The sequence below is a fragment of the Pseudomonas sp. FME51 genome, assembly GCF_014897305.1.
Window position 1 is genome coordinate 287,142 of sequence record NZ_JABUYN010000003.1, and the last position, 19,078, is coordinate 306,219.

Sequence of the window (19,078 nt, forward strand, 5' to 3'; positions counted from 1 at the left end):
CCTCGCCTCACCACCGGCGGCAACCGATGGTGAGGCGAGGCGTTAGGTCAAGCGTCAGATAGCCGTTTTGGCGTCTGCACTTTCAAACATCGCGGCGATGTCGCCCGAGGTGATGGGCTTGCCATCTTTACGCGTGACTTCGGCACCGCCAAGACCCAGGGCCGGCTCGGTACTGACATGCGTCGCCTGAGCGCGCAATGCGCCGACGGTGCAGTTCTCACGACCAAAGATCGAGATCGGATCGTAGGAGAACTCACGCATGGCGTTGAGATGCGTCACTTTGTTGATCTGCGTGTCAGTCAGGTTTTTCAGATGTGCCCAGGTCGTTTCCGGAGAATGCGGCCAGGTGCAATCGGAATGCGGATAGTCGCTTTCCCAGGTAACCATGTCTTCGTTCATGAACTTGAGATTCTGCAATCCGAAGTTGTCTTCGATAAAGCAGGTAACGAAGTGCTTGAAGAAGATGTCACTCGGCATTTTTCCGCCGAAATCAGCATTGGTCCATGCGTGGTGATGACGGTGGGTGAAGTCAGCCCGCTCTAGGAGATAAGGTACCCAGCCGATGCTGCCTTCTGAAAGAGCCATGCGCAGGGTCGGAAACTTTTTCCACATGGGAGCCCAGATCCAGTCGGCCGCCGCGTTGGCGATCGAAATCGGCATGGTAGTGATCCAGGCATCGATAGGCGACATGTCAGAAGCGTGTTCTGCCTTACCGCCCGAACCGATATGGCAACAGATCACTACGTTGTTATCGGCGCAAGCCTTCCACATTGGGTCCCAGTATTCGTCGTGAATAGACGGATAGCCCAGGCGGGCCGGGTTGTCCGAAAATGACAACGCGTGCACACCTTGGGCAGATAGACGCTTGATCTCGGCGACTGCAGCCTTCATGTCCCAGTACGGCACCAGCATCAACGGGATAAAACGACCCGGCATGGCGTTACACCAGTCGTACAGGTGCCAGTCGTTGTAGGCCTGGATCGCCGCCAGCGCGATTTCCCGGTTGGCATGGGTCTGGAAGCGCTGGCCGGCAAAGCCAGGGAAGGTCGGGAAGCACAGCGAGCCCAGCACGCCGTTGGCGTTCATGTCATCGACACGCGCCTTCACATCCCAGGTCCCACGACGCATCTGGTCGTAGCCCAGCGGCTCCATCCCGTACTCTTCCTTCGGACGGCCCACTACAGAGTTGAGGCCCATGTAGCCGGTGGCCTCTTCTTCGAATACCCATACATCACGCTCTCCACGCTTTTCAACGTGAGGCTCGCGACCTTTGAATTTTTCAGGCATGTGGTGTTTGAAAGCGTCCGGCGGCTCGATCGCATGGTCGTCCACACTGACGAGAATGAGGTCTTCAAGATTCATGGTGTATTCCCCTTCGCTGTTCGCGGGTTGTGTTTGTTCTATGATATTAGTTCAGAACAGAAGGAATATAAACACATTTATGATTTGTGTTTATATTTTTTTGAATAATCGCGGAAGATCTAACCTGGATTTTTCCCGCTGGCTCGCTGAAGGCAAGGAAACAAGCAGGCCTGCGGCCATTATCCGGCAAGACCTGCTTGATAGTGGTGCGACTAATTCAGTCCCAAAGGACGTGCAGTTTGTGCGGACCTCGCAGCTGCGCGCCGGTAATTTCCGGAGCCGGTTTGGAAGGATCGAGACGGATGTTCGGCAACATGTCCAACACCGCGTTGACGGCGCAATTTATTTCAGTCTTGGCGACGAACTGTCCAATGCACATGTGCGGCCCGAAACCGAAACCGAAGGACGGACGCTGGCGACGGTCGATATCAAAGGTATCGGCGTTATCAAAGAATTCTTCGTCCCGGTTGGCTGAGCTGACGATGCACGACACCATCGCCCCCTTGGGGATCTTGACCCCGCGAATTTCGGTTTCCTCAGCCGTCTGGCGCACCTTGAACGTCGCAACAGGCTCGAAACGAATCGATTCGTCAATCGCCTTATTCACCAGGCTGCGGTCGTTGCGCACGCGATCAAGAAGTTCCGGATTCTCCAGCAGCAGCGTCATCAGCGTGCCGAATGTCCGGGTGGTGGTTTCACCGGCTGCGGGCAGCAACGAGCGCACGAACGTGGTGATTTCATGATCATCAAGCGAGCGGCCTTCATACTCGGCCTTGATCAGACGACTAATCAAATCATCGCCATCCCCACCTTCCGCGCGGCGCTCGGCGACCACTATCTTGATCGCATCATAGAGCGCGACTACCGCTTCCATGGCGGCTTTCTTCGCCGCCTGGGCCTTGGCCGGATCGACCTGGGGACCAGCGAGAATGGCCAGCGCCCAGGCAGCGTACTGCTTGATTTTTTCAGGCTGGTCGTTGGGAAAGCCAATCAATGAATAGATGACGCGGATCGGGAAATACAAGGCAAAATCCATCAGGTCCGCGCCCTTCTGCGGCGCCATCGGAACCAGAAATTCCTCACGAATGACCTTGTCGATGCGATCTTCCTTCCAGCGATTGACCGTGTCCGGCATGAATACCGGTTGCAACAGATTACGCATGTTCTTGTGCTGATCACCGTCCATTGCGGTAAGAATCAACCCATCAAAGAAAGCACCCAGTCCTTCTGCGATGAACCCGCTGGTAAACTGGGTAGCGTCACGCATGACACGCATAACGTCGTCGTATTTGAACAGAGTGAAACAAGGTCGATCAGGGTCGACACCCGCTATCGACGGGACGCCCAGGCGTTCCATGAAATTCCCTTCCAGTACCGGGCTGTTTTTGCGCATCTCTGCATAGGCTGCATGCAAATCAATATCGTTGCCCTGATAATTGCTCGCCACATCGGCGAACACCTGCTCAAGGTTACTTTTGTTTTGTTCAGACATGACGCTATCCTTTTGTTGTTCCTGATATAGCTTCTCAGCTTATGCGTGAACGAGCGAAATTTGAACCCTTTTGGGTTTATTGCTCAATAACCGTCTTCTTAACTTAGCCAACCCCTCGTCGGCAGGCGCCTGCCCTTGGGGCTTGCTCATGTACAGTTCTGGGTCAAGCGCACCATTAGCTGACCGATGCGGTTCAGTAGAAACTTATCGCGATTCCAAGTGTTCATAATCAGGTTTCATAAGCCTGCTGGACATAAGTCATGCGGCCGCCAGCCAGCATAAGCGCGCAATACATGTTGAGCTCGGTGATTTCTGCCAGGCTGAAGAATTCCATCAAGGCGCCATAGTGCTGGTCACCCAATTCCATATAGTCACCGGCAAAAAGCTCGGCGTAGCGCAGGGCAGCCTGCTCGGGCGGAGAAAAGCGGTCGCTGTCTGTTGCCAGGCAGGCGATATCGTCTTCGCTCACTTCATCCGACTTTCTCGCCAACTGACAGGCTTTGCAGGTAGTAATGCTTGCGATCTTCAGGCGAACCAGCTCTTTGAGTCGCTCACCCAGCAAACTCTGTGTATGGAACTGCTCGAGCAACGAAAGCCACACTTGCGCTATCGCTGGGCGATGCGCCCAGACCTGGACAGGCACGCTCGAACTGAGCATTCCTGAAGCCAGGCCTCGATCCAGAGCAGTCGCCAGGCTCTCGGGCAAAGCCGAAAGCGGAACCGGTGTAATCCTAGACATACAAGACCACCCTGCACCGACCTTGATCGACGCTGTCAGGTTAAGGAAGGCGCTCAATCAGGGTCGCGGTGCCCATGCCACCGGCGCAGCAGATGGCTTGCAGGGCATAGCGACCGTTCCGACGTTCGAGCTCACTCAACATAGTCGTCATGATCCGCGCACCGCTGGCACCAAGCGGATGCCCCAGCGCTACGGCACCGCCATTCACGTTCAAGCGGTCCGCCGGAGCACCAGTCTCCTTGAGCCAGGCAATCGGCACCGACGCAAACGCCTCATTGATTTCGAACAGGTCGATGTCCGCAAGCTGCAGGCCTGACTTGGCCAGAATTTTGTAAGTAGCTGAAATCGGACCTGTCAGCATCAGTGTCGGGTCAGCGCCCACTGTTGTGATCGATTTGATCCGTGCCCGTGCCCTCAATCCCAGTCTTGAGGCTGTTTCGGCCGACATCAACAGCAGCGCAGCGGCGCCATCGGAAATCTGCGACGAGTTTCCAGCTGTTACCCGCCCGTTTTCCGGACGGAAGCTGGTTTTCAGCGTGGCCAGCTTTTCCAGGGATGTATCGCGACGAATGGTTTCGTCGGCGGCGAACAGGCCGGTGAACCCCTCGTAACCCTTTTCGCAGTACTCGCCCACCGGCACCGGCACGATCTCCCGATCGAAGTGCCCCGCATCGACGGCAGCCGCAGCACGGCGATGGCTTTCCAGAGCGAAAGCATCCAGTTCTTCGCGGCTGATCTGCCACTTTTCAGCGACGCGCTCTGCCGCTTCGCCCTGCGACGTCAGCTCGTAGTGCTCCGTCGCCTTCCAACCGAAGGCTTCCCCATGAAGGTCTCGGTTGCTGCCCATGGGCACCCGGCTCATGTTCTCCGCCCCGCCCGCCACAACGATATCCGCTGCACCGGCAGCAATAGCGCCCATGGCCGCGTGCACCGCTGCCTCGCCGGAACCACATTTGCGATCCAGCGTCAGGCCCGGCACCGAAGCCGGCCAGCCAGCGCCTAGCAACGCAGTACGCGCTATATTGGCCGACTGTTCACCGATCTGCGTCACGCAACCGAAGATCACGTCATCGATCTGCTCGGCGGACAGGCCCGTACGCTGAAGCAGTTCATTGATGACCAGCGATCCAAGGTGATCGGCCCGCACCCCGGCCAGGCTGCCGCGAAAGCGACCAACTGGGGTCCGTACTGCCTCCACAATGACGATGTCATTCATAACGCGCTAGCCTTGAGCCCGGAAGCCGGAACCCGATTGCCGTCTTCGTATTTGTATACGCCGTGGCCCGTCTTGCGACCGAGGCGCCCTGCTCCCACCATCTTGATGATCAGCGGACACGGGCGGAACTTCTCGCCGAGGGTTTCATGCAGATAGCGCAGCACGGAAAGGCGGGTGTCCCAGCCGGTGAGATCGCCGAGCTCCAGCGGGCCCATCGGGTGATTGAAACCCATGCGCAGCGCCGTATCGATATCCTCAGCGGTAGCCGTGCCTTCCTGAAGCATGTACATCGCCTCGTTGCCCAGCAGCGCAGACATGCGGCTGGTAGTCAGCCCGGGAGATTCGTTCACCGTGATCGAGGTCTTGCCGATGGCATCGCAAAGATCCTTGGTTCTGGCCACTGTTTCATCGCTGGTGGCCAGGCCGCGCACCAGTTCGACCAGTTTCATCTTGTGCACAGGGTTGAAGAAATGCATACCAATGAAACGGTCAGGCACCGGAATCGAGGCAGCAATCTCGGTCACACTCAATGCCGAGGTGTTGCTGGCAATGATCGCGTTATGAGCCATTACTGCCGCAGCCTGGGCAACTACTGCCTTTTTCACCGCCAGCTGCTCGGAAACGGTTTCGACCAGCACGTGGGCGCCGGCGGCGGCCTCCGTCAGATCACCATTGATCGACAGTCTGGCAAATGCGGCCTGCGCGGCTTCAGCGGTGACCTTACCCAGGCGCATGCCATCGCCCAGTATTTTCTCGATGCTACTATAGGCTCGCTTGAGTGACTCGGCGTTGGTATCAACCAAAACGGTCTCGAAGCCCGAGCTCGCGAAAGCGTGAGCGATGCCGGTGCCCATCAGGCCAGCACCGACAACCACAACCTTGTTACTTTTATCAGCACTCATTCGAAGAGCCTCTTTAAACGTTTTTTTCACTGACCACGTTGCGCAGGGTGCCGATGCCCTCTACCGAAGCCTCCACAATATCTCCAGCATTAAGGAAGCGGCCTGTCCCCAATCCCACACCTGCGGGTGAGCCAGTAAACAGGATATCTCCGCAGGCAAAGCTCGACCGGGCCTGGACGAAAGCAATCAACTGCCCTACATCCCAGGTCATATCCTCCGTGGTGCCGTCCTGACGAACTTCGCCATTGACCGCCAGCGTCAGACGCAGCTTGGGTGATCCCTGGGGAAATTCGTCCTTGGTGACGATCCAGGGCCCGACGCCAGTGGTGCGATCTTGACTCTTGGCAGCAAACAGATCCATGCCAATGCCCTTGGGACCACTGCGCTGAAGATCACGCGCGCTGACATCATTGCCCACGGTATAACCGAGCACGCATGCGAGCGGATTCTGCAGATCGATCTGACTGCTGCCGATCACCGCGACAAGCTCAACCTCATGATCCAGCTCCTCAGTAAGCGGAGGAAAACGAATAGGATCGTGGGCGCCGATCAAGGCGCCGTAAGCCTTGAGGAAAGCCACCGGCTGGGCCGGCGCCTCAAGGCCGAAGTCATCCTGCAAATGCTTCAGGTAATTGGCGCCCGCCACCACGACCCGGTTGACCGGATCGATTGGCGGCAAGAGCACAACATCGACCAGTGCCAACGGCGCGGAAGCGAGCGACAGCGCGCTGATTCCCGCACCAGCGGCGACCCGTGGAGCCCACTCCTGAAAGTCGCCCTGAATTGCGTTGACTTCATCGTGCTCCAGATCCACGACCGCCCAGAAAGGCTTACCGCCGTTGAGAGAACAGCGCGCCAGTTTCATCAGGCACCTACCTTACCGGCTGCCTTGGCGGGGTCGCCCACCTTACCTATCTTGGCAGGATCAAGGTGCAGCAGCTCGCAGGCGTTCTTCCAGCGAATCCGGTCCATATCTTCTTGGGACAGCTTCAGGTCGGAGGTCAGATCGTGGCGCACCGCGTCACTGCCGCCAAAGTTCGAGCCGTACAGAACGCGATCAGCACCGATCACCTCGACCATAGCCTGACGCATCGGTACCTCATGCAGCTCAACGTCAAAGTAGAAGTTGCGCAGATATTCCAGGAAAGGCTTCTTATTGTAGGACACGTCAAGATTCGGGTTGGTCTGGGCCATGCGACCAAGCTGGTAAGGCACGAAGCCACCGCCATGAGTGATATAGACTTTCAGATTCGGGAAGCGATCAAACACACCACCGTTGATCATGTACCAGAAACACTTGGTTTCATCGTAATTCATGCCGAGGATTGCGGTGGTTTCGTAGCGATCAGTATTGGCCTCTTTGCCCCAGGTCATTGACTGATTGTAGCCATGCACGAACATAGGCACATCCAGGTCGCACAGCGCTTCCCAGACAGGATCCATTTCCGGCGAATCGAACTCCAGGCCACCAAAGTTCGAACCGCCAGCTACCAGACCTTTGGCGCCAAGCTCGGTGACCGCGCGGCGAATCTCTTTCGCTGCCTCGACAGGCACGTTCAACGGTGCATGGGCCCAGAACATCAGGCGATCCGGTGCGCCGGAGCAATATTTAGCCAGCGAATCGTTTACCGTGCGGGCAAAGGGAACGCCGAACTCAGCTTCAGCCCAGTACATGTAGCAATGGCTTGGCACGGATATGACCTGAGCATTCTGACCAGCCGCATCCATCCCCGCGAGGCGATGCTTGGGGTCGGCCCATTTAGCCATGTATTCAGCAACCTGCAGCGTTTCACCGCGAGCGTGGGCTTCACGCAGAGCGACCTTGCGCTCTGGCGCACCCAGGGACAGGATCCATTCACCCACACGTAGTTTTATATCGCCATCGGGCTGCGATTCAAAGGCAGGGCCCCAGTGGGGATGCTGGTCATAGTATTCGGGATGTGGCGCATGAGCATGAAGATCGATAAGCATGATGTAGACCTCGGTTTTGTTCTATTTGAGTAGAGAGCCAGGCGCTTGCAGCCAAAGCGAGCCGCGCCCCTATGCAGCAGCATAATACAAAATGATCATATATCGCAAAACTGTTCAAATTTTTCATCGAATAAAGCCGATTAAAAGCCTAATCTAGCGACCTTTCAGACAGGCGTCCAGGCTGGGAAATATCATCTATGTAATTGAAAAATAAAAGATATTATTAATATCCTGCACCGTTATGCACATTTGGCCAAGGATTTCAGGCTAATTTTTTATTGGACGATTTTCATGATAGCGACTGATTAACAGCCGAAAAAAAGAAATGAGGCGCTGCGAAACAGCGCTCAAGGATGCAGGAAAACGAACAGGATCAATGCCAGAGAGGGTGGCTCGAGGGAACCCTAACCATGGGAGGAAACGTACCTCCCCAGAGTTAGCGTCGTGTTCGTGAAGTGGAGCCGATGGTAAGGGAAGCGACGAGACGCCTGACACGGGCAGGAAGCAAACGCCGCCCGGAATTTTCCGGCACCAGAATTTCACTCAGAACATAACGAATGATCATTTCGCAAATCAGCTCCCGGTCCAGCTTGACCCCGAGCTTTTCATCCCAGTCGTCAAACACGATGTCCAGCGTATCCTGGAAACGCAATATCGAATCGTGGAATATTCGCCTGAAGAATCCGAGAGCATATTCGGGCGCCACCGTTAGCAGACGCTGAGCTCGGCTTTGTTCGAGGTAATTGTCGATAAATGTGATCAAGGCATTGAGTCGTGCTTCAGGGTCTTCAACTGTACCGATGGTATTCATCAGCACCCGATGAAAGTCATCTCGCTTATGTCGCGAGAAGGTATCCAGCAGATCTTCCTGGGAGGAGAAATAACGATAGAAGGTGCCCCGTGACACGCCCGCTGATTTGCACACATCAAGAATGGATATCCTGTCCGCCCCTGATTGGAGCACCACTTCTTCAGTGGATTGCAGAATACTATTGATGGTTTCTTCTGAACGCTTGTTGGGTTTGACCGCCCGAGTCTTGCCCGAACCGGAAGTCAGCCGTGGCGCAGGCGTCTTTACCTTTGAGCGCTGGACTTTTTTGCCACCCGCTTTAGATGCCGCGCTTCCTTGAACTTCATCAATAGACACCGCTGTATCGTCAAGCTCCTCATTGAGCATACTGCACCCCCTTGTCAATTTCCTGTAAGTGCCATCCTAGCAGGTTAAATAGCCACATCCAGCATTTTCTGTTCAACTCTTGATAGAGACAACAGAAAAAATAAGATATAGAATGCCATTCTCTATCAAAAATAAAGCTGTCTGGCTCCCGCCTGGAGCCGCATTGGAAGGAGATGCGTATGAGCGGTACTGGCAATCCCGAAACCTGGTTCGTGGGAGAACAAGACACAGCTATTGCAGCTTTGGATCGTGCAGTTGCAAGGCATCCAGACCGAGTTCTGCTCGATTTCAGTGGAGATTTATACACTTTCCGAGAAGTTGACTCTCTTTCTACCAAACTGGCGCATTCTTTGGCTTCCCTGGGTGTAACACGCGGCGCTACAGTAGTCACCATGTTGGACAACAACATTGACGCTGTCGTGTGCTGGCTCGCCGTCAACAAGCTCCGCGCAGTGAGCGTACCCATCAATACCGCGCTACGCGGTGAGTTCCTGCGGCACCAGATTGCAGATGCGGACACGCAGCTCCTCATATGCGAAGCTGGTTACATGGACCGTGTTGCTGCCATCAGCGGCCAGCTCACCGTATTGAAGCGCGTCCTTCATCGCGGATCATTGGAATCGGCAGTGGATTGCACAGTGCCCGTTGCGCCCCTAGATGAACACCGCGGTACGGACACGACCGTGATCGAAGACAAGCCCGCCCCCTCCGATCTTGCCTGTCTGATCTACACCTCCGGCACTACCGGACCGTCCAAGGGCTGCATGGTCAGTTACAACTTCATGTGCAACCTGGCGCGCCTGCAATTGCGTTCGGGACCAGCCAATGAAAATGATGTGACAATTACTCCCCTGCCCCTGTTCCATATGAATGCCCTGTGCGTGACCATCATCGCAAGCATTCTTGTGGGCGCACGTGCAGCAATACTGCCCCGCTTCTCGGTTTCCAATTTCTGGCCTGAAGTAGAGCGCAGTGGTGCAACCATCGCGTCTATCCTCGGCGGCATGGGCGGTTTGCTCGCCCAGGCCCCTGACAACGAATCCATGAAACGCTGCTTCGGTCAGATTCATACTGCCCGAGGCAACCCTTACACCGAGGAAACCAAGGAAATCTGGCGCACCCGGTTCGGTACTCCCCTGGTGGGCGGCAATGGTTACGGGTTGACTGAAGCGTGTGTAATCACTTCATTGGCCGCTGGTGAATACGCCAAGCCGGGCTCGTCGGGAAAACGTATTTCTGATTTTGACGTGCGCATCGTGGATGACAATGACCAGGAACTGCCGGCCAACGTAGCTGGCGAGATCGTGGTCCGCCCTCTGCGTCCCGACATCATGTTTCAAGGCTACTGGCAGCGACCGGAAGCTACCCTCAAGCTTATGAACAACATGTGGTTTCATACCGGTGACATCGGCAAATTCGATGAGGACGGTTTCTTCTTTTTTGTAGATCGCAAGAAAGATTACCTGCGCCGTCGAGGCGAGAACATTTCAAGCTTCGAGATGGAATCGGCCTTTGCCGTTCACCCAGCGATATCCGAGGTGGCGGTTCATGCGGTGCTGTCGGACAAAGGCGAAGACGATGTAAAAGTCACTGCTATCCTGCACGAAGGCGCGTTACTGACCGAAGAAGAGCTGTTCCACTGGGCAACCGATGCCGTCCCCTACTACGCACTGCCTCGCTATATTGAGTTCCGCGACACGCTTCCCAAAAACCCTCAGGGGCGCGTGCTCAAGTACGAGCTAAGGGATGAAGGCAAGACAGCCAACACCTGGGATCTGGAAGACACCGATATCAGCGTCAAGAAGCGCTGAGTGGGCTAAAGCCATCAATCACCGCGCGCTTGCGGGTGGTTGATGGCTCCTGAGGATACCGCGCTGGCTGGCAGCCCTTGAGTATCGAGCTGATGCTCGACACTCCCAGGAAGAACCCATCTTAGGACCCTACAGCAAAAAGCCCGCCAACAAGTGCTGGTGAGGCTGTGGACCTCGGCTGATTTTCCGTGATGAAACGACTTCAGTATTCCTTTACCAGAATATCGGCAGGCCTGGAGTTGTAGCCGGGCAAATGCAGCCCGCCGTCCACATGGATGGTCTCGCCAGTGATAAAGCGGGACATTTCCGAGCCAAGAAAGGCCACAACCGGACCGATATCCGCTTCAGGCTCGCCGCAGCGACCCAGCGGGCGCATCGATGCAGAGCGTTCGGCGAAACCGGGATTTTCTGCTGCAAGCTTGTGAAAAGTTGCGCCCATCGCAGTGGGGGCAATGGCATTTACCCTGATATTGAAACGGCCCCACTCGGCGGCCGCACTGCGAGTAAGCCCTATGATTGCGGACTTGGCAGTATTGTAATCGGCATGCAGCCAGGCACCGATCTCGGTGTCGATCGAATAGAAGTTGATCACCGAGCCGCCCCCGCGTTTACGCATGTGTGGCAGAGCGGCGCGCATCGCCCACCAGGCGGCCCAGACGGTGGTGTCGAGAGTCTGCTGCAGCATCTCGTCAGTCTTGTCTTCCATCAGAACATTGGGCGTCGGGGCGAAGGCATTGTTGACCAGGATATCGAGCGCCCCGAACTCATCCACTGCAGCCTGAACAGCGGCAGAGATATTTTCTTTGCTCGATACGTCTGTCTTGAAGAAGATGGCCTGACCGCCCTGCGCGCGTATGTCGGCAGCAACGGCTTCGCCCATTGTTTCGTTCAGCTCTGCTACCACCACCGCAGCGGCCTGTTTGGCGAAATAACGGGCCACGCCTTCACCAATACCACCACCAGCACCTGTTATTAGCCCGACTTTGTTTTCAAGCAGTCTCATATCTGCAGCCTTTTTAATAGACACTTTTTTTGTTAATGTTCATATTATAGACGCCTTTCCTACCTAAATCCATCCTGCTTGCTTAAGGCTATCCATATGCTTTTCCGACGACGAGTAGAGATTCATACCCAGAAAGACGGGGAAATTCGCGCAGCGCTGGAGGATGATTTCCATCATTTCAGGGTCAGCATCCGCCATCACCAGGGAATCGTCACGGCTATTCACGGCTACGCAGTCCGCTTTCCCTATACGGCCTGCCCCGGGGCAGCCAAGCCCCTGCAAGACCTGATCGGCATGCAGTTGTCAGAGGTCGCCCACAGTGTAACCAGGGCCACGGATGGCAGGCATCAGTGTACGCACATGCTGGACCTTGCAGGCCTGGCTATTGCCGCTGCGGCGAGGCGGAACGAGCACCGTACCTACGATGTAGAAATCCCGACACGGGTTGACGGACGCACATCGCCCGTCCTTTTGCGCGATGGCCGGCCGTGTCTGCAGTGGCAGATCAAAGGCACCCTCATAGAACAGCCGGCGCCCTATAGCGGTGTCGATTTGAATCAGGGCATGGCGGGCTGGGCGATCAAGACGCTGGATCCAGAGGACGCGGAAGCCGCCCTACTGTTAAGGCGATGCACGACGATTTCCCGTGGGCGTGAATATGATCTGGACGTGATGCAACATGCGAGGGAGACCAGCCTGTGCTATGCCCAGCAGCCGGTTCGAGCCGCGCACGCCCTGCGCATGAAGGGCTCGACGCTAGATTTTACTGATCGCCCCCGCGCCCTGTGCGCCAGCGATCAGGACTGGTTTGCGGGCAAGGAGCCGAATCTTCCGGTTCAGCAGCTTTAAGCAGGGCAATCAGAGATATTACCGCTCAAACTCCACCGTCAGACAGAACAAAGCCCGCCTTTTTCAAGGCGGGCTTCATCCTCCGCATGGCTGGGTGTGACCGCACCCAACCAAACTCTTACAGGAACACGGCCAGGTTGGCGGTTCCCAAAACGGACTGATCCAGCAAAGCTTCACGCTTAGCCAGTTTGAAACTGCCATCCACCTCCCGGCGAATTACGTCCCTGCGCTCGCAACTGATCACATCGACATGGGACTCGCTGAAGCGGCTGCGAGTCATCAGCAAATAGCTGACCACCTCGAACTCATCGCTTTTGGCCGTTTCCCGAACCATTACATTGGTTACCAGTCGACGAGTACGCGACGGCGGATCTTCCGCCCAGGCGCTTTTGCCCGATAGGCGCAGGATCCGACCCATTACCGAGCGATAATCGTCATGAAAGTGCATGACGGTGCGAACAAAGCTTTTCGCATGATCGACGCCCAGCCGGGTGTGACGCAACGGTGCGGTGTAGACCAGATCCGTCGCCAGTCGCGCGCCCCACTCGTTCAGCCGAAGCTGATCGAGCAGGGCCGCTTCTTCATATAGAAAGGTAAGAATGGCGTTGTATTCCGCCGATCCGACCGGAACAGCCTGACCCTGGGGGGCTTCGGCGCTTTTTTCTTGAACCTGCTGCATGAGAAACTCCTGTTCTTATAATCTGGAGAATGGTTTATTCAGCGCTCATCAGCTCGTTCCAGTAGAGCCACCAGTGCCATTGAGTATCGTCCTTGGTAAACCCTTCATTGACGATTCCCGGTCCGGGCCAGCCTTCAGGCTTGCCTGTTTCATACACGGCCTGATACTTCAAGGTCATGTGCTTGCCCATGGCGCCCTTGGCTGACAGCGTCATGTGCGGCCAGGTATCCGAATCGTCCTGCTCGACCATGCCGGAGGTGCCGAACAGTTGGATGGTCTGTTTGAGCATCTTCTCGCGCAGCTCTTCCGGCGCGTCCTTTTCAGCGAAGATCCAGTTGCAGAACTCCAGCTTGTTCGGGCCTCGGGGGATGTAGGTGTGCAACGTCATCGAGCCAACAACCGAACCATCTGGTTGCGGGATATAGACGAAACCAAACAGGATATTCGGGAACATTCCGCCAACCTGCGGGGGCATCGTGGTCAGAACTTTGAGCTGATCCTCCGACAGGTTGCGTGCCAACTGCTCGACCATGTCCTTGGTCATGCCGGCTGGCGGCAATGCATTGAGCTTTTCCTGAATGCTCAGATCGTCAGGCTCCAGACCGGTCAGGCGACGGATCTTGCGCGCTTGGTCAATACAGCGCAGCGCGTGGCCGTGGGGAGAACTTATCTCGACGCCGTACATTTCGGGGGTCAGATCCGGCTCATCGCTCTCTTCCGCAGCGGCGTCGCCCTTCTTGGCGTAGTTACCTACCTCACCAAGCCAGCGGTGCAGCGTCAGCGTGTGGAAACCGTCTGCAGCTGACTGCTCGCCAGCGGTCTTCCAATTGGCATTGACTATGAAACGCTGCGGTGGCCCAAGCACTTCCATGCCTTTGTCGCTGCGCAGGAAGAGAATGTCGTAGTACCACTTGGCATCGCCGAGAAACTCGTCGAACGAAGGACCGTCAATATTCCAGGTCGCGAAGATCAAGCCGCCATAGAGGACTGAGCGGGCTTTTTTCAGGCCAAGCTCGGATTCTGGAAGAATGCTGCCGTGCATGCACTCACGCTTCACAGGGGAGCCGATAAAGTCGCCGTTCGGGCGGAAAGCCCAGCCGTGATAGATGCACTTGTGGATCTGGGCATTACCACAGTCGGTCAGCGCCACGCGCATGCCCCGGTGCGGACAGACATTAAGGGATACGTGAATGTCATTGTTTTTGTCGCGTGTAACAATGACAGAGTCGCCCCCTATATCGCGAACCATGAAATCGTTGACATTGGGAATCTCGGATTCGTGACCTAGCAATACCCAGGTCTTCCCGAAAATCTTTTCCATTTCCATCTGATAGATTTCCGGGTCCGATAGCACGCGCATCTGCACTTCACGAGTGTCAGGATAAATCAGGTCGGAAATCTTGGTGCCATCAGAAAGCACCTGGCTGGTTTTAGTAAGCATGTTCGCCTCCAGTTTTATTAGGGGTCTTATCAGGCCGCGCTAAACATCAATTTATTGAATCTCTGATAAAGTTTCGCTTCATTGCCAAGCAGATCACATTGAAACGAATTTGTGAACAGATTTTATTGATCTGTATCATTTCAATTGTAGTCTTGGCCAGAACTCTGCTGTTCTTTTAGAACGGATTACCCTTCTCTCCCACCTGAGTCCGCAGCATGCCGATTCCGTCGATTTCGAGCTCAACCACATCGCCAGGCTTCAGATAGCGTAACTGCTCCAGACCACAGCCATTCCCCACCGTGCCTGACCCCAGAAACTCCCCGCTGTGCAGCGTCTCGGACTGAGAAACATGGGCTATCACATCTTCGAACTGCCAGCGCATGTCGCGGGTGTTGCCGCGGCCCCACTCCTCTCCGTTTACCCGGGCGATCATATTCAGATCATAGGGATCTTCAAGCTCATCAGCCGTGACCAGACAGGGGCCCATGATATTGGCAGTATCGAAATCCTTCCCCTTCGCCGGCCCCAACATCCCGCTCATCTCCTTGGCCTGAGCATCGCGCGCACTGATGTCGTTGAAGATCGTGTAGCCGAAGATATGTTGTCTGGCGTTTTCGCGTGTGATGTCTTTGCCGCGCCTGCCGATGTAGCAGCCAAATTCAAGCTCGAAATCCAGCGCCTTGCTGTAGGCAGGCCACTCGAACTGATCGTCCACACCTACCACGGCAAAGCGGTTGCACTTGTAGTAGATAGGTTGGCGGTTGAACGTGTCGATGACACGGTCATCGGCACTGGTGTTCATGGCCTTGAGTGTCGCCTCAGGATCTGGCGTACGCATGGCACGAAAGCGCCGAGCAGCAGCAAAGCTCTGACGCAGATGCAACTCAAAACAGGAGAAATCACGCATTTGTGGCGGCGGCTGAATAGGTGCCCGAAGCCGCACCGAGGCTCGCTCCTGCACAGCGGTAGATGGCGCCTTGGCAACCAGATTCCGGGCGAGCTCCATACCATCTTCCCCAGCTTCGGCTAGCGCCAGAACGCTGGCCAGCGGAGCGGCCCGTCCACCGTGGAGCTCGGTGTAAGCCTGTTGCAGGTCGAGCACCGACTGATCCTGCTCGATCAGGGCGCCAGCCAGCTCCAGGCCTTCGCTATTTACAAAAGTGACCAACCTCATGACAGCAATCTCCAGCTCATTAAGTCATTCATACTCGCCCACTCACTGGCAGGCAGGCACCGGTAATGACCTGCCCTTCGGCAGACAGTAAAAAGGCAATAACGACAGATAACGCTTCGGGTGTCACCCAGGCGGTAAAATCCTGATCAGGCATGTCAGCCCGATTGGTCGGGGTATCGATGATGCTTGGCATCACCGCATTGACCGTCACATCGCGCTGTTTCAGCTCTTCGGCGAGCGACTCGGTAAAGCGCGCCACACCCGCCTTGGAAGCTGCATAGGCAGACACGCCCGGTCCGGCTTTGTTGGCAGCCAAAGCGCTGACGTTGACTACTCGACCATTGCCCGCGCTCAGGATATGCGGCAGCGCTGCCTTGGTACTGACGATGGCGGTACGCACGTTCATCTGATACAGCCGATCCCAGGTGTCCAGGGATCCTGATTCAAAGGTTTCCCAGGCGAAGCCGCCGGCGACATTGACGACCGCATCTATATGGCCAAACGTATCGACCACCCGGATCATCGCTTGTTCTGCAGAAGTCGTTTCGGTCAGATTGACCTTGCCCAGGGGGAGAAAATCAGCGGTAGCAACCAACGAGGCAGGCACCTCATTCAGATCCAGGGCCGCTACTTGGGCGCCCCGCTCAAGCAACAATCTGGTCAGCGCGCTACCGAGCACACCAAAGCCGCCTGTGACGATCACAGCGCGGCCTTGCAGGGAAAGAGTCATCGGAGGACCTCCGCAAGCTAGTCTTATTAGGATGAGCCAGTGAGAGGCCCAGTACAATTAAATTAGAACACTTTTTTAATATATGTACAAATGCTAACCTGACGCTACCTAGGTTGTTGAGACAGGATCTATTCGATGCCGAGAAAGCTGCCAGCCCTCACCGGTGACAATCGCGCCTTTTGGCAAGGCGGTGAAAACAACGAGCTGCTTATCCACCGCTGCAGCGCCTGTAGTCGTTATTTCCACCCCCCCAGCCCCGTTTGCCCTGCTTGCAACAGTTTTGAAGTGGGTCCGCAGGCCGTATCGGGCAAGGGCCAGGTGGCCAGCTTCACGATCAACCATCAGCCCTGGACACCCGAACTGCAGGAACCCTTTGTCATTGCCATCGTGGAACTGGAGGAGCAGACCGATCTTCGCTTTGTCAGCAATATCGAAGGAATTCCAGTGACAGACGTCCATATAGGGATGCCCGTTAGAGTGCACTTCCAGCAGGAAGACGATGTGTGGCTTCCACTATTTGTTAAGGATTGAGCATGTTTGACCGTCTGTATGAAAAAGATGTCGCCATCACCGGTATCGGCCAATCCGAAGTTGGCCGCCCTTCGCAGCTGTCGGCTATGCGCCTGACCGCTAATGCCTGCCTTGAAGCCATTGCGGACGCGGGGCTGACCCGGGACGACATCGATGGCGTAGCTTGCTGGCCAGGCGACAACAACAACGGCGACAGCTTTTCTCCCGTCGGGCCCAATGCGCTGAAGAACGCGCTTGGCTTGAACGTGAACTGGTTTGGCGGCGGCTATGAGGGGCCTGGCCCTCTCGCCGGGATGATCAACGGCGTAATGGCGATAGCCAGCGGCATGTGCCGCAATGTGCTGGTTTTCCGTACTATCACAGAATCCTCCACTCGGCAGCACAACAAGCAAGCCTCAGCCCTGACCAACAAAACCCAGGGGCGGGACAGTAGCTTTGCCTGGCAATGGTATACACCCTTCAATGTGCTCTCGGCCGTGAATCTGATGGCGATGTACGCACAGCGGCATTTCCACGATTACGGCACGACCTCGGAACAGCTGGCGCAAATCGCTCTCACCTGCCGGCGCAATGCCCAGCTCAACCCCAAGGCTGTTTATCGAACGCCAATGAGCATGGACAACTATATGGAATCACGGATGATTTCCACGCCGCTGCGCATGTTCGATTGCGATGTACATTGTGATGCTTCGACAGCGATAGTCCTGTCACGGCGTGATGTCGCAAAAGACGGACGCAACCCGCCCATCCGGATCGAAGCCATGGGTGCAGCCCTGAACCAGCCTTGGTCATGGGATCAGATTTCGCTTACCCAGGGCGCTGCGTTCGATGTAGGTCGCATGATGTGGTCGCGTACCGACCTGAAACCCAAGGACGTCGGCTCCGCCCAGCTTTACGATGGCTTCTCCATACTGACCATGATCTGGCTGGAAGCCCTGGGTCTTTGTCCTGTAGGGGAAAGCGGGCGCTTTGTCGAAGGTGGGCAGCGTATCGCGCTGGATGGCGAACTCCCCCTGAACACCAATGGCGGTCAGCTGTCGGGAGGGCGAACCCATGGTCTGGGGTACGTGCATGAGGCTTGTCTGCAGCTGTGGGGTCGCGCCGACAAACGTCAGGTTGCCGACCACAACGTAGCGGTTACAGCCGCCGGGGGCGGCCCGCTTGGCGGCAGTCTGTTGCTGGTGCGCGACTGAGGGTCAGAACAACACGCTTCTCAACTCATCGCACAAGTTGCGAAGCGACTGACCCAGCTCTGCGATTCCTGTCTCATCACGCTGCCCGCGGAACATGACGGCTGAAACCGTGAATTCGATCGTATCGGATGGAGAATAAACCGGTGCTGCCACAGCCAGGATACCAATCGAGAAATTGCCATCGTCGATCGCCCAGCCCCGCTTGGACGCATCCCTCACCTGATCGCGATATTCTTCATAGGACAGCGTGCCGCCCCAGCGAATCTTGTCAAAAATGGCCTTGGACTGCGGCTGATCAAGGTCGAGCTGAGAAGCATACAAGCGCCCGCTGGCACCCATCAGGATCGGTAGCCGCTGGCCCTCGCTCATATCGATCCGCACGTCGGTAGGGCAGGCTGCGGAACTGACAATGACAATTCGGTCGAGACCCATGCGCCGCCACAAGGTGACGGTCACCTTCGAGCGCGCAGCGAAGCTCTCCAGCAGCGGCTTAGCCAACTGAACCTTCTGCCCTTGGGTCACGAACTGCTCAACCAGGCGGGCCAAGCCCAACCCGGCCGAGTAACGCTTTGACATGGGACTGAAATCAACCATATCTTCCGTGACTAGGGTTCTGAGAATGTTGAAACAAGTGCTCGGGTTGATATCCAGCTTCCTTGCGATATCCACGGAGCGCTCTGGAGCAGCAGCCTGGCTGAGAAAACGGAGAATGCGAACAGCATTGACTACCGGCTTCACGGTAACCAAGGACGACTTGGCCGCGTTTTTGTCATTGATATTGACTTCAGCATCCATTTTTAAGGTTCCT

The 19,078-nt window shown here is 56.1% G+C and carries 18 protein-coding genes; 4 read left to right on the plus strand and 14 right to left on the minus strand.

The window, feature by feature from the left end:
* Window positions 1-54: 54 nt before the first annotated feature.
* From INT39_RS07905 to INT39_RS07940, 8 genes are all read right to left on the minus strand, one after another.
* Window positions 55-1,362 carry an amidohydrolase family protein gene (locus INT39_RS07905; protein WP_090274782.1) on the minus strand — a complete coding sequence of 436 codons (1,308 nt, stop codon included), beginning with the start codon at window positions 1,360-1,362 and terminating at the stop codon, window positions 55-57.
* A 217-nt stretch (window positions 1,363-1,579) separates the two neighbouring features.
* Complete coding sequence (locus INT39_RS07910) at window positions 1,580-2,854, minus strand: cytochrome P450 (RefSeq protein ID WP_090274785.1); 1,275 nt, start codon at window positions 2,852-2,854, stop codon at window positions 1,580-1,582.
* A 229-nt stretch (window positions 2,855-3,083) separates the two neighbouring features.
* The gene (locus tag INT39_RS07915; RefSeq protein WP_090274787.1) at window positions 3,084-3,593 is read right to left on the minus strand and encodes a carboxymuconolactone decarboxylase family protein; all 510 of its coding nucleotides are present in this window, start codon (window positions 3,591-3,593) and stop codon (window positions 3,084-3,086) included.
* Window positions 3,594-3,633: 40 nt separating this feature from the next.
* Entirely contained in the window at window positions 3,634-4,809 is a 1,176-nt protein-coding gene (locus tag INT39_RS07920) for a thiolase family protein (protein WP_090274789.1), read from the minus strand.
* On the minus strand, window positions 4,806-5,711 hold the full coding sequence (locus INT39_RS07925; protein ID WP_090274791.1) for a 3-hydroxyacyl-CoA dehydrogenase: 906 nt from the start codon (window positions 5,709-5,711) through the stop codon (window positions 4,806-4,808). The genes INT39_RS07920 and INT39_RS07925 overlap by 4 nt, the downstream gene beginning before the upstream one ends.
* Before the next feature lie 13 nt (window positions 5,712-5,724).
* Complete coding sequence (locus INT39_RS07930; RefSeq protein WP_090274793.1) at window positions 5,725-6,576, minus strand: fumarylacetoacetate hydrolase family protein; 852 nt, start codon at window positions 6,574-6,576, stop codon at window positions 5,725-5,727.
* Complete coding sequence (locus INT39_RS07935) at window positions 6,576-7,682, minus strand: amidohydrolase family protein (protein ID WP_090274795.1); 1,107 nt, start codon at window positions 7,680-7,682, stop codon at window positions 6,576-6,578. Before INT39_RS07935 ends, INT39_RS07930 begins: the two co-directional genes overlap by 1 nt.
* Before the next feature lie 436 nt (window positions 7,683-8,118).
* On the minus strand, window positions 8,119-8,859 hold the full coding sequence (locus INT39_RS07940) for a TetR/AcrR family transcriptional regulator (protein ID WP_090274797.1): 741 nt from the start codon (window positions 8,857-8,859) through the stop codon (window positions 8,119-8,121).
* Between the two features lie 179 nt (window positions 8,860-9,038).
* Here INT39_RS07940 and INT39_RS07945 point away from each other — a divergent pair, with 179 nt between their 5' ends.
* Window positions 9,039-10,670 (plus strand): ATP-dependent acyl-CoA ligase, encoded by a 1,632-nt coding sequence (locus tag INT39_RS07945; RefSeq protein ID WP_090274799.1) that lies wholly within the window; start codon window positions 9,039-9,041, stop codon window positions 10,668-10,670.
* A 202-nt stretch (window positions 10,671-10,872) separates the two neighbouring features.
* Here INT39_RS07945 and INT39_RS07950 read toward each other — a convergent pair whose 3' ends face one another.
* Window positions 10,873-11,673, minus strand: coding sequence for an SDR family NAD(P)-dependent oxidoreductase (locus tag INT39_RS07950; RefSeq protein ID WP_090274802.1), 801 nt, complete (start codon window positions 11,671-11,673; stop codon window positions 10,873-10,875).
* Between the two features lie 96 nt (window positions 11,674-11,769).
* Here INT39_RS07950 and INT39_RS07955 point away from each other — a divergent pair, with 96 nt between their 5' ends.
* Window positions 11,770-12,522 carry a DUF2889 domain-containing protein gene (locus INT39_RS07955; RefSeq protein ID WP_090274804.1) on the plus strand — a complete coding sequence of 251 codons (753 nt, stop codon included), beginning with the start codon at window positions 11,770-11,772 and terminating at the stop codon, window positions 12,520-12,522.
* A 118-nt stretch (window positions 12,523-12,640) separates the two neighbouring features.
* On the opposite strand, the gene INT39_RS07960 is transcribed toward INT39_RS07955, so the two are convergent.
* The 4 genes from INT39_RS07960 to INT39_RS07975 all read right to left on the minus strand — a co-directional run bounded on the left by INT39_RS07960 (window position 12,641) and on the right by INT39_RS07975 (window position 16,546).
* Complete coding sequence (locus INT39_RS07960) at window positions 12,641-13,201, minus strand: aromatic-ring-hydroxylating dioxygenase subunit beta (protein ID WP_090274806.1); 561 nt, start codon at window positions 13,199-13,201, stop codon at window positions 12,641-12,643.
* A 34-nt stretch (window positions 13,202-13,235) separates the two neighbouring features.
* Entirely contained in the window at window positions 13,236-14,642 is a 1,407-nt protein-coding gene (locus tag INT39_RS07965) for an aromatic ring-hydroxylating dioxygenase subunit alpha (protein WP_090274808.1), read from the minus strand.
* A 175-nt stretch (window positions 14,643-14,817) separates the two neighbouring features.
* Entirely contained in the window at window positions 14,818-15,816 is a 999-nt protein-coding gene (locus INT39_RS07970; protein ID WP_193073404.1) for a fumarylacetoacetate hydrolase family protein, read from the minus strand.
* Window positions 15,817-15,844: 28 nt separating this feature from the next.
* On the minus strand, window positions 15,845-16,546 hold the full coding sequence (locus INT39_RS07975; protein WP_193073405.1) for an SDR family NAD(P)-dependent oxidoreductase: 702 nt from the start codon (window positions 16,544-16,546) through the stop codon (window positions 15,845-15,847).
* Window positions 16,547-16,681: 135 nt separating this feature from the next.
* Between INT39_RS07975 and INT39_RS07980 the strand changes: the two genes are divergently transcribed.
* Window positions 16,682-17,077, plus strand: coding sequence for a Zn-ribbon domain-containing OB-fold protein (locus INT39_RS07980; RefSeq protein WP_193073406.1), 396 nt, complete (start codon window positions 16,682-16,684; stop codon window positions 17,075-17,077).
* Between the two features lie 2 nt (window positions 17,078-17,079).
* Complete coding sequence (locus INT39_RS07985; protein WP_090274817.1) at window positions 17,080-18,270, plus strand: thiolase family protein; 1,191 nt, start codon at window positions 17,080-17,082, stop codon at window positions 18,268-18,270.
* Window positions 18,271-18,273: 3 nt separating this feature from the next.
* On the opposite strand, the gene INT39_RS07990 is transcribed toward INT39_RS07985, so the two are convergent.
* Window positions 18,274-19,065 carry an IclR family transcriptional regulator gene (locus tag INT39_RS07990; RefSeq protein ID WP_090274819.1) on the minus strand — a complete coding sequence of 264 codons (792 nt, stop codon included), beginning with the start codon at window positions 19,063-19,065 and terminating at the stop codon, window positions 18,274-18,276.
* Between the last annotated feature and the right edge of the window lie 13 nt (window positions 19,066-19,078).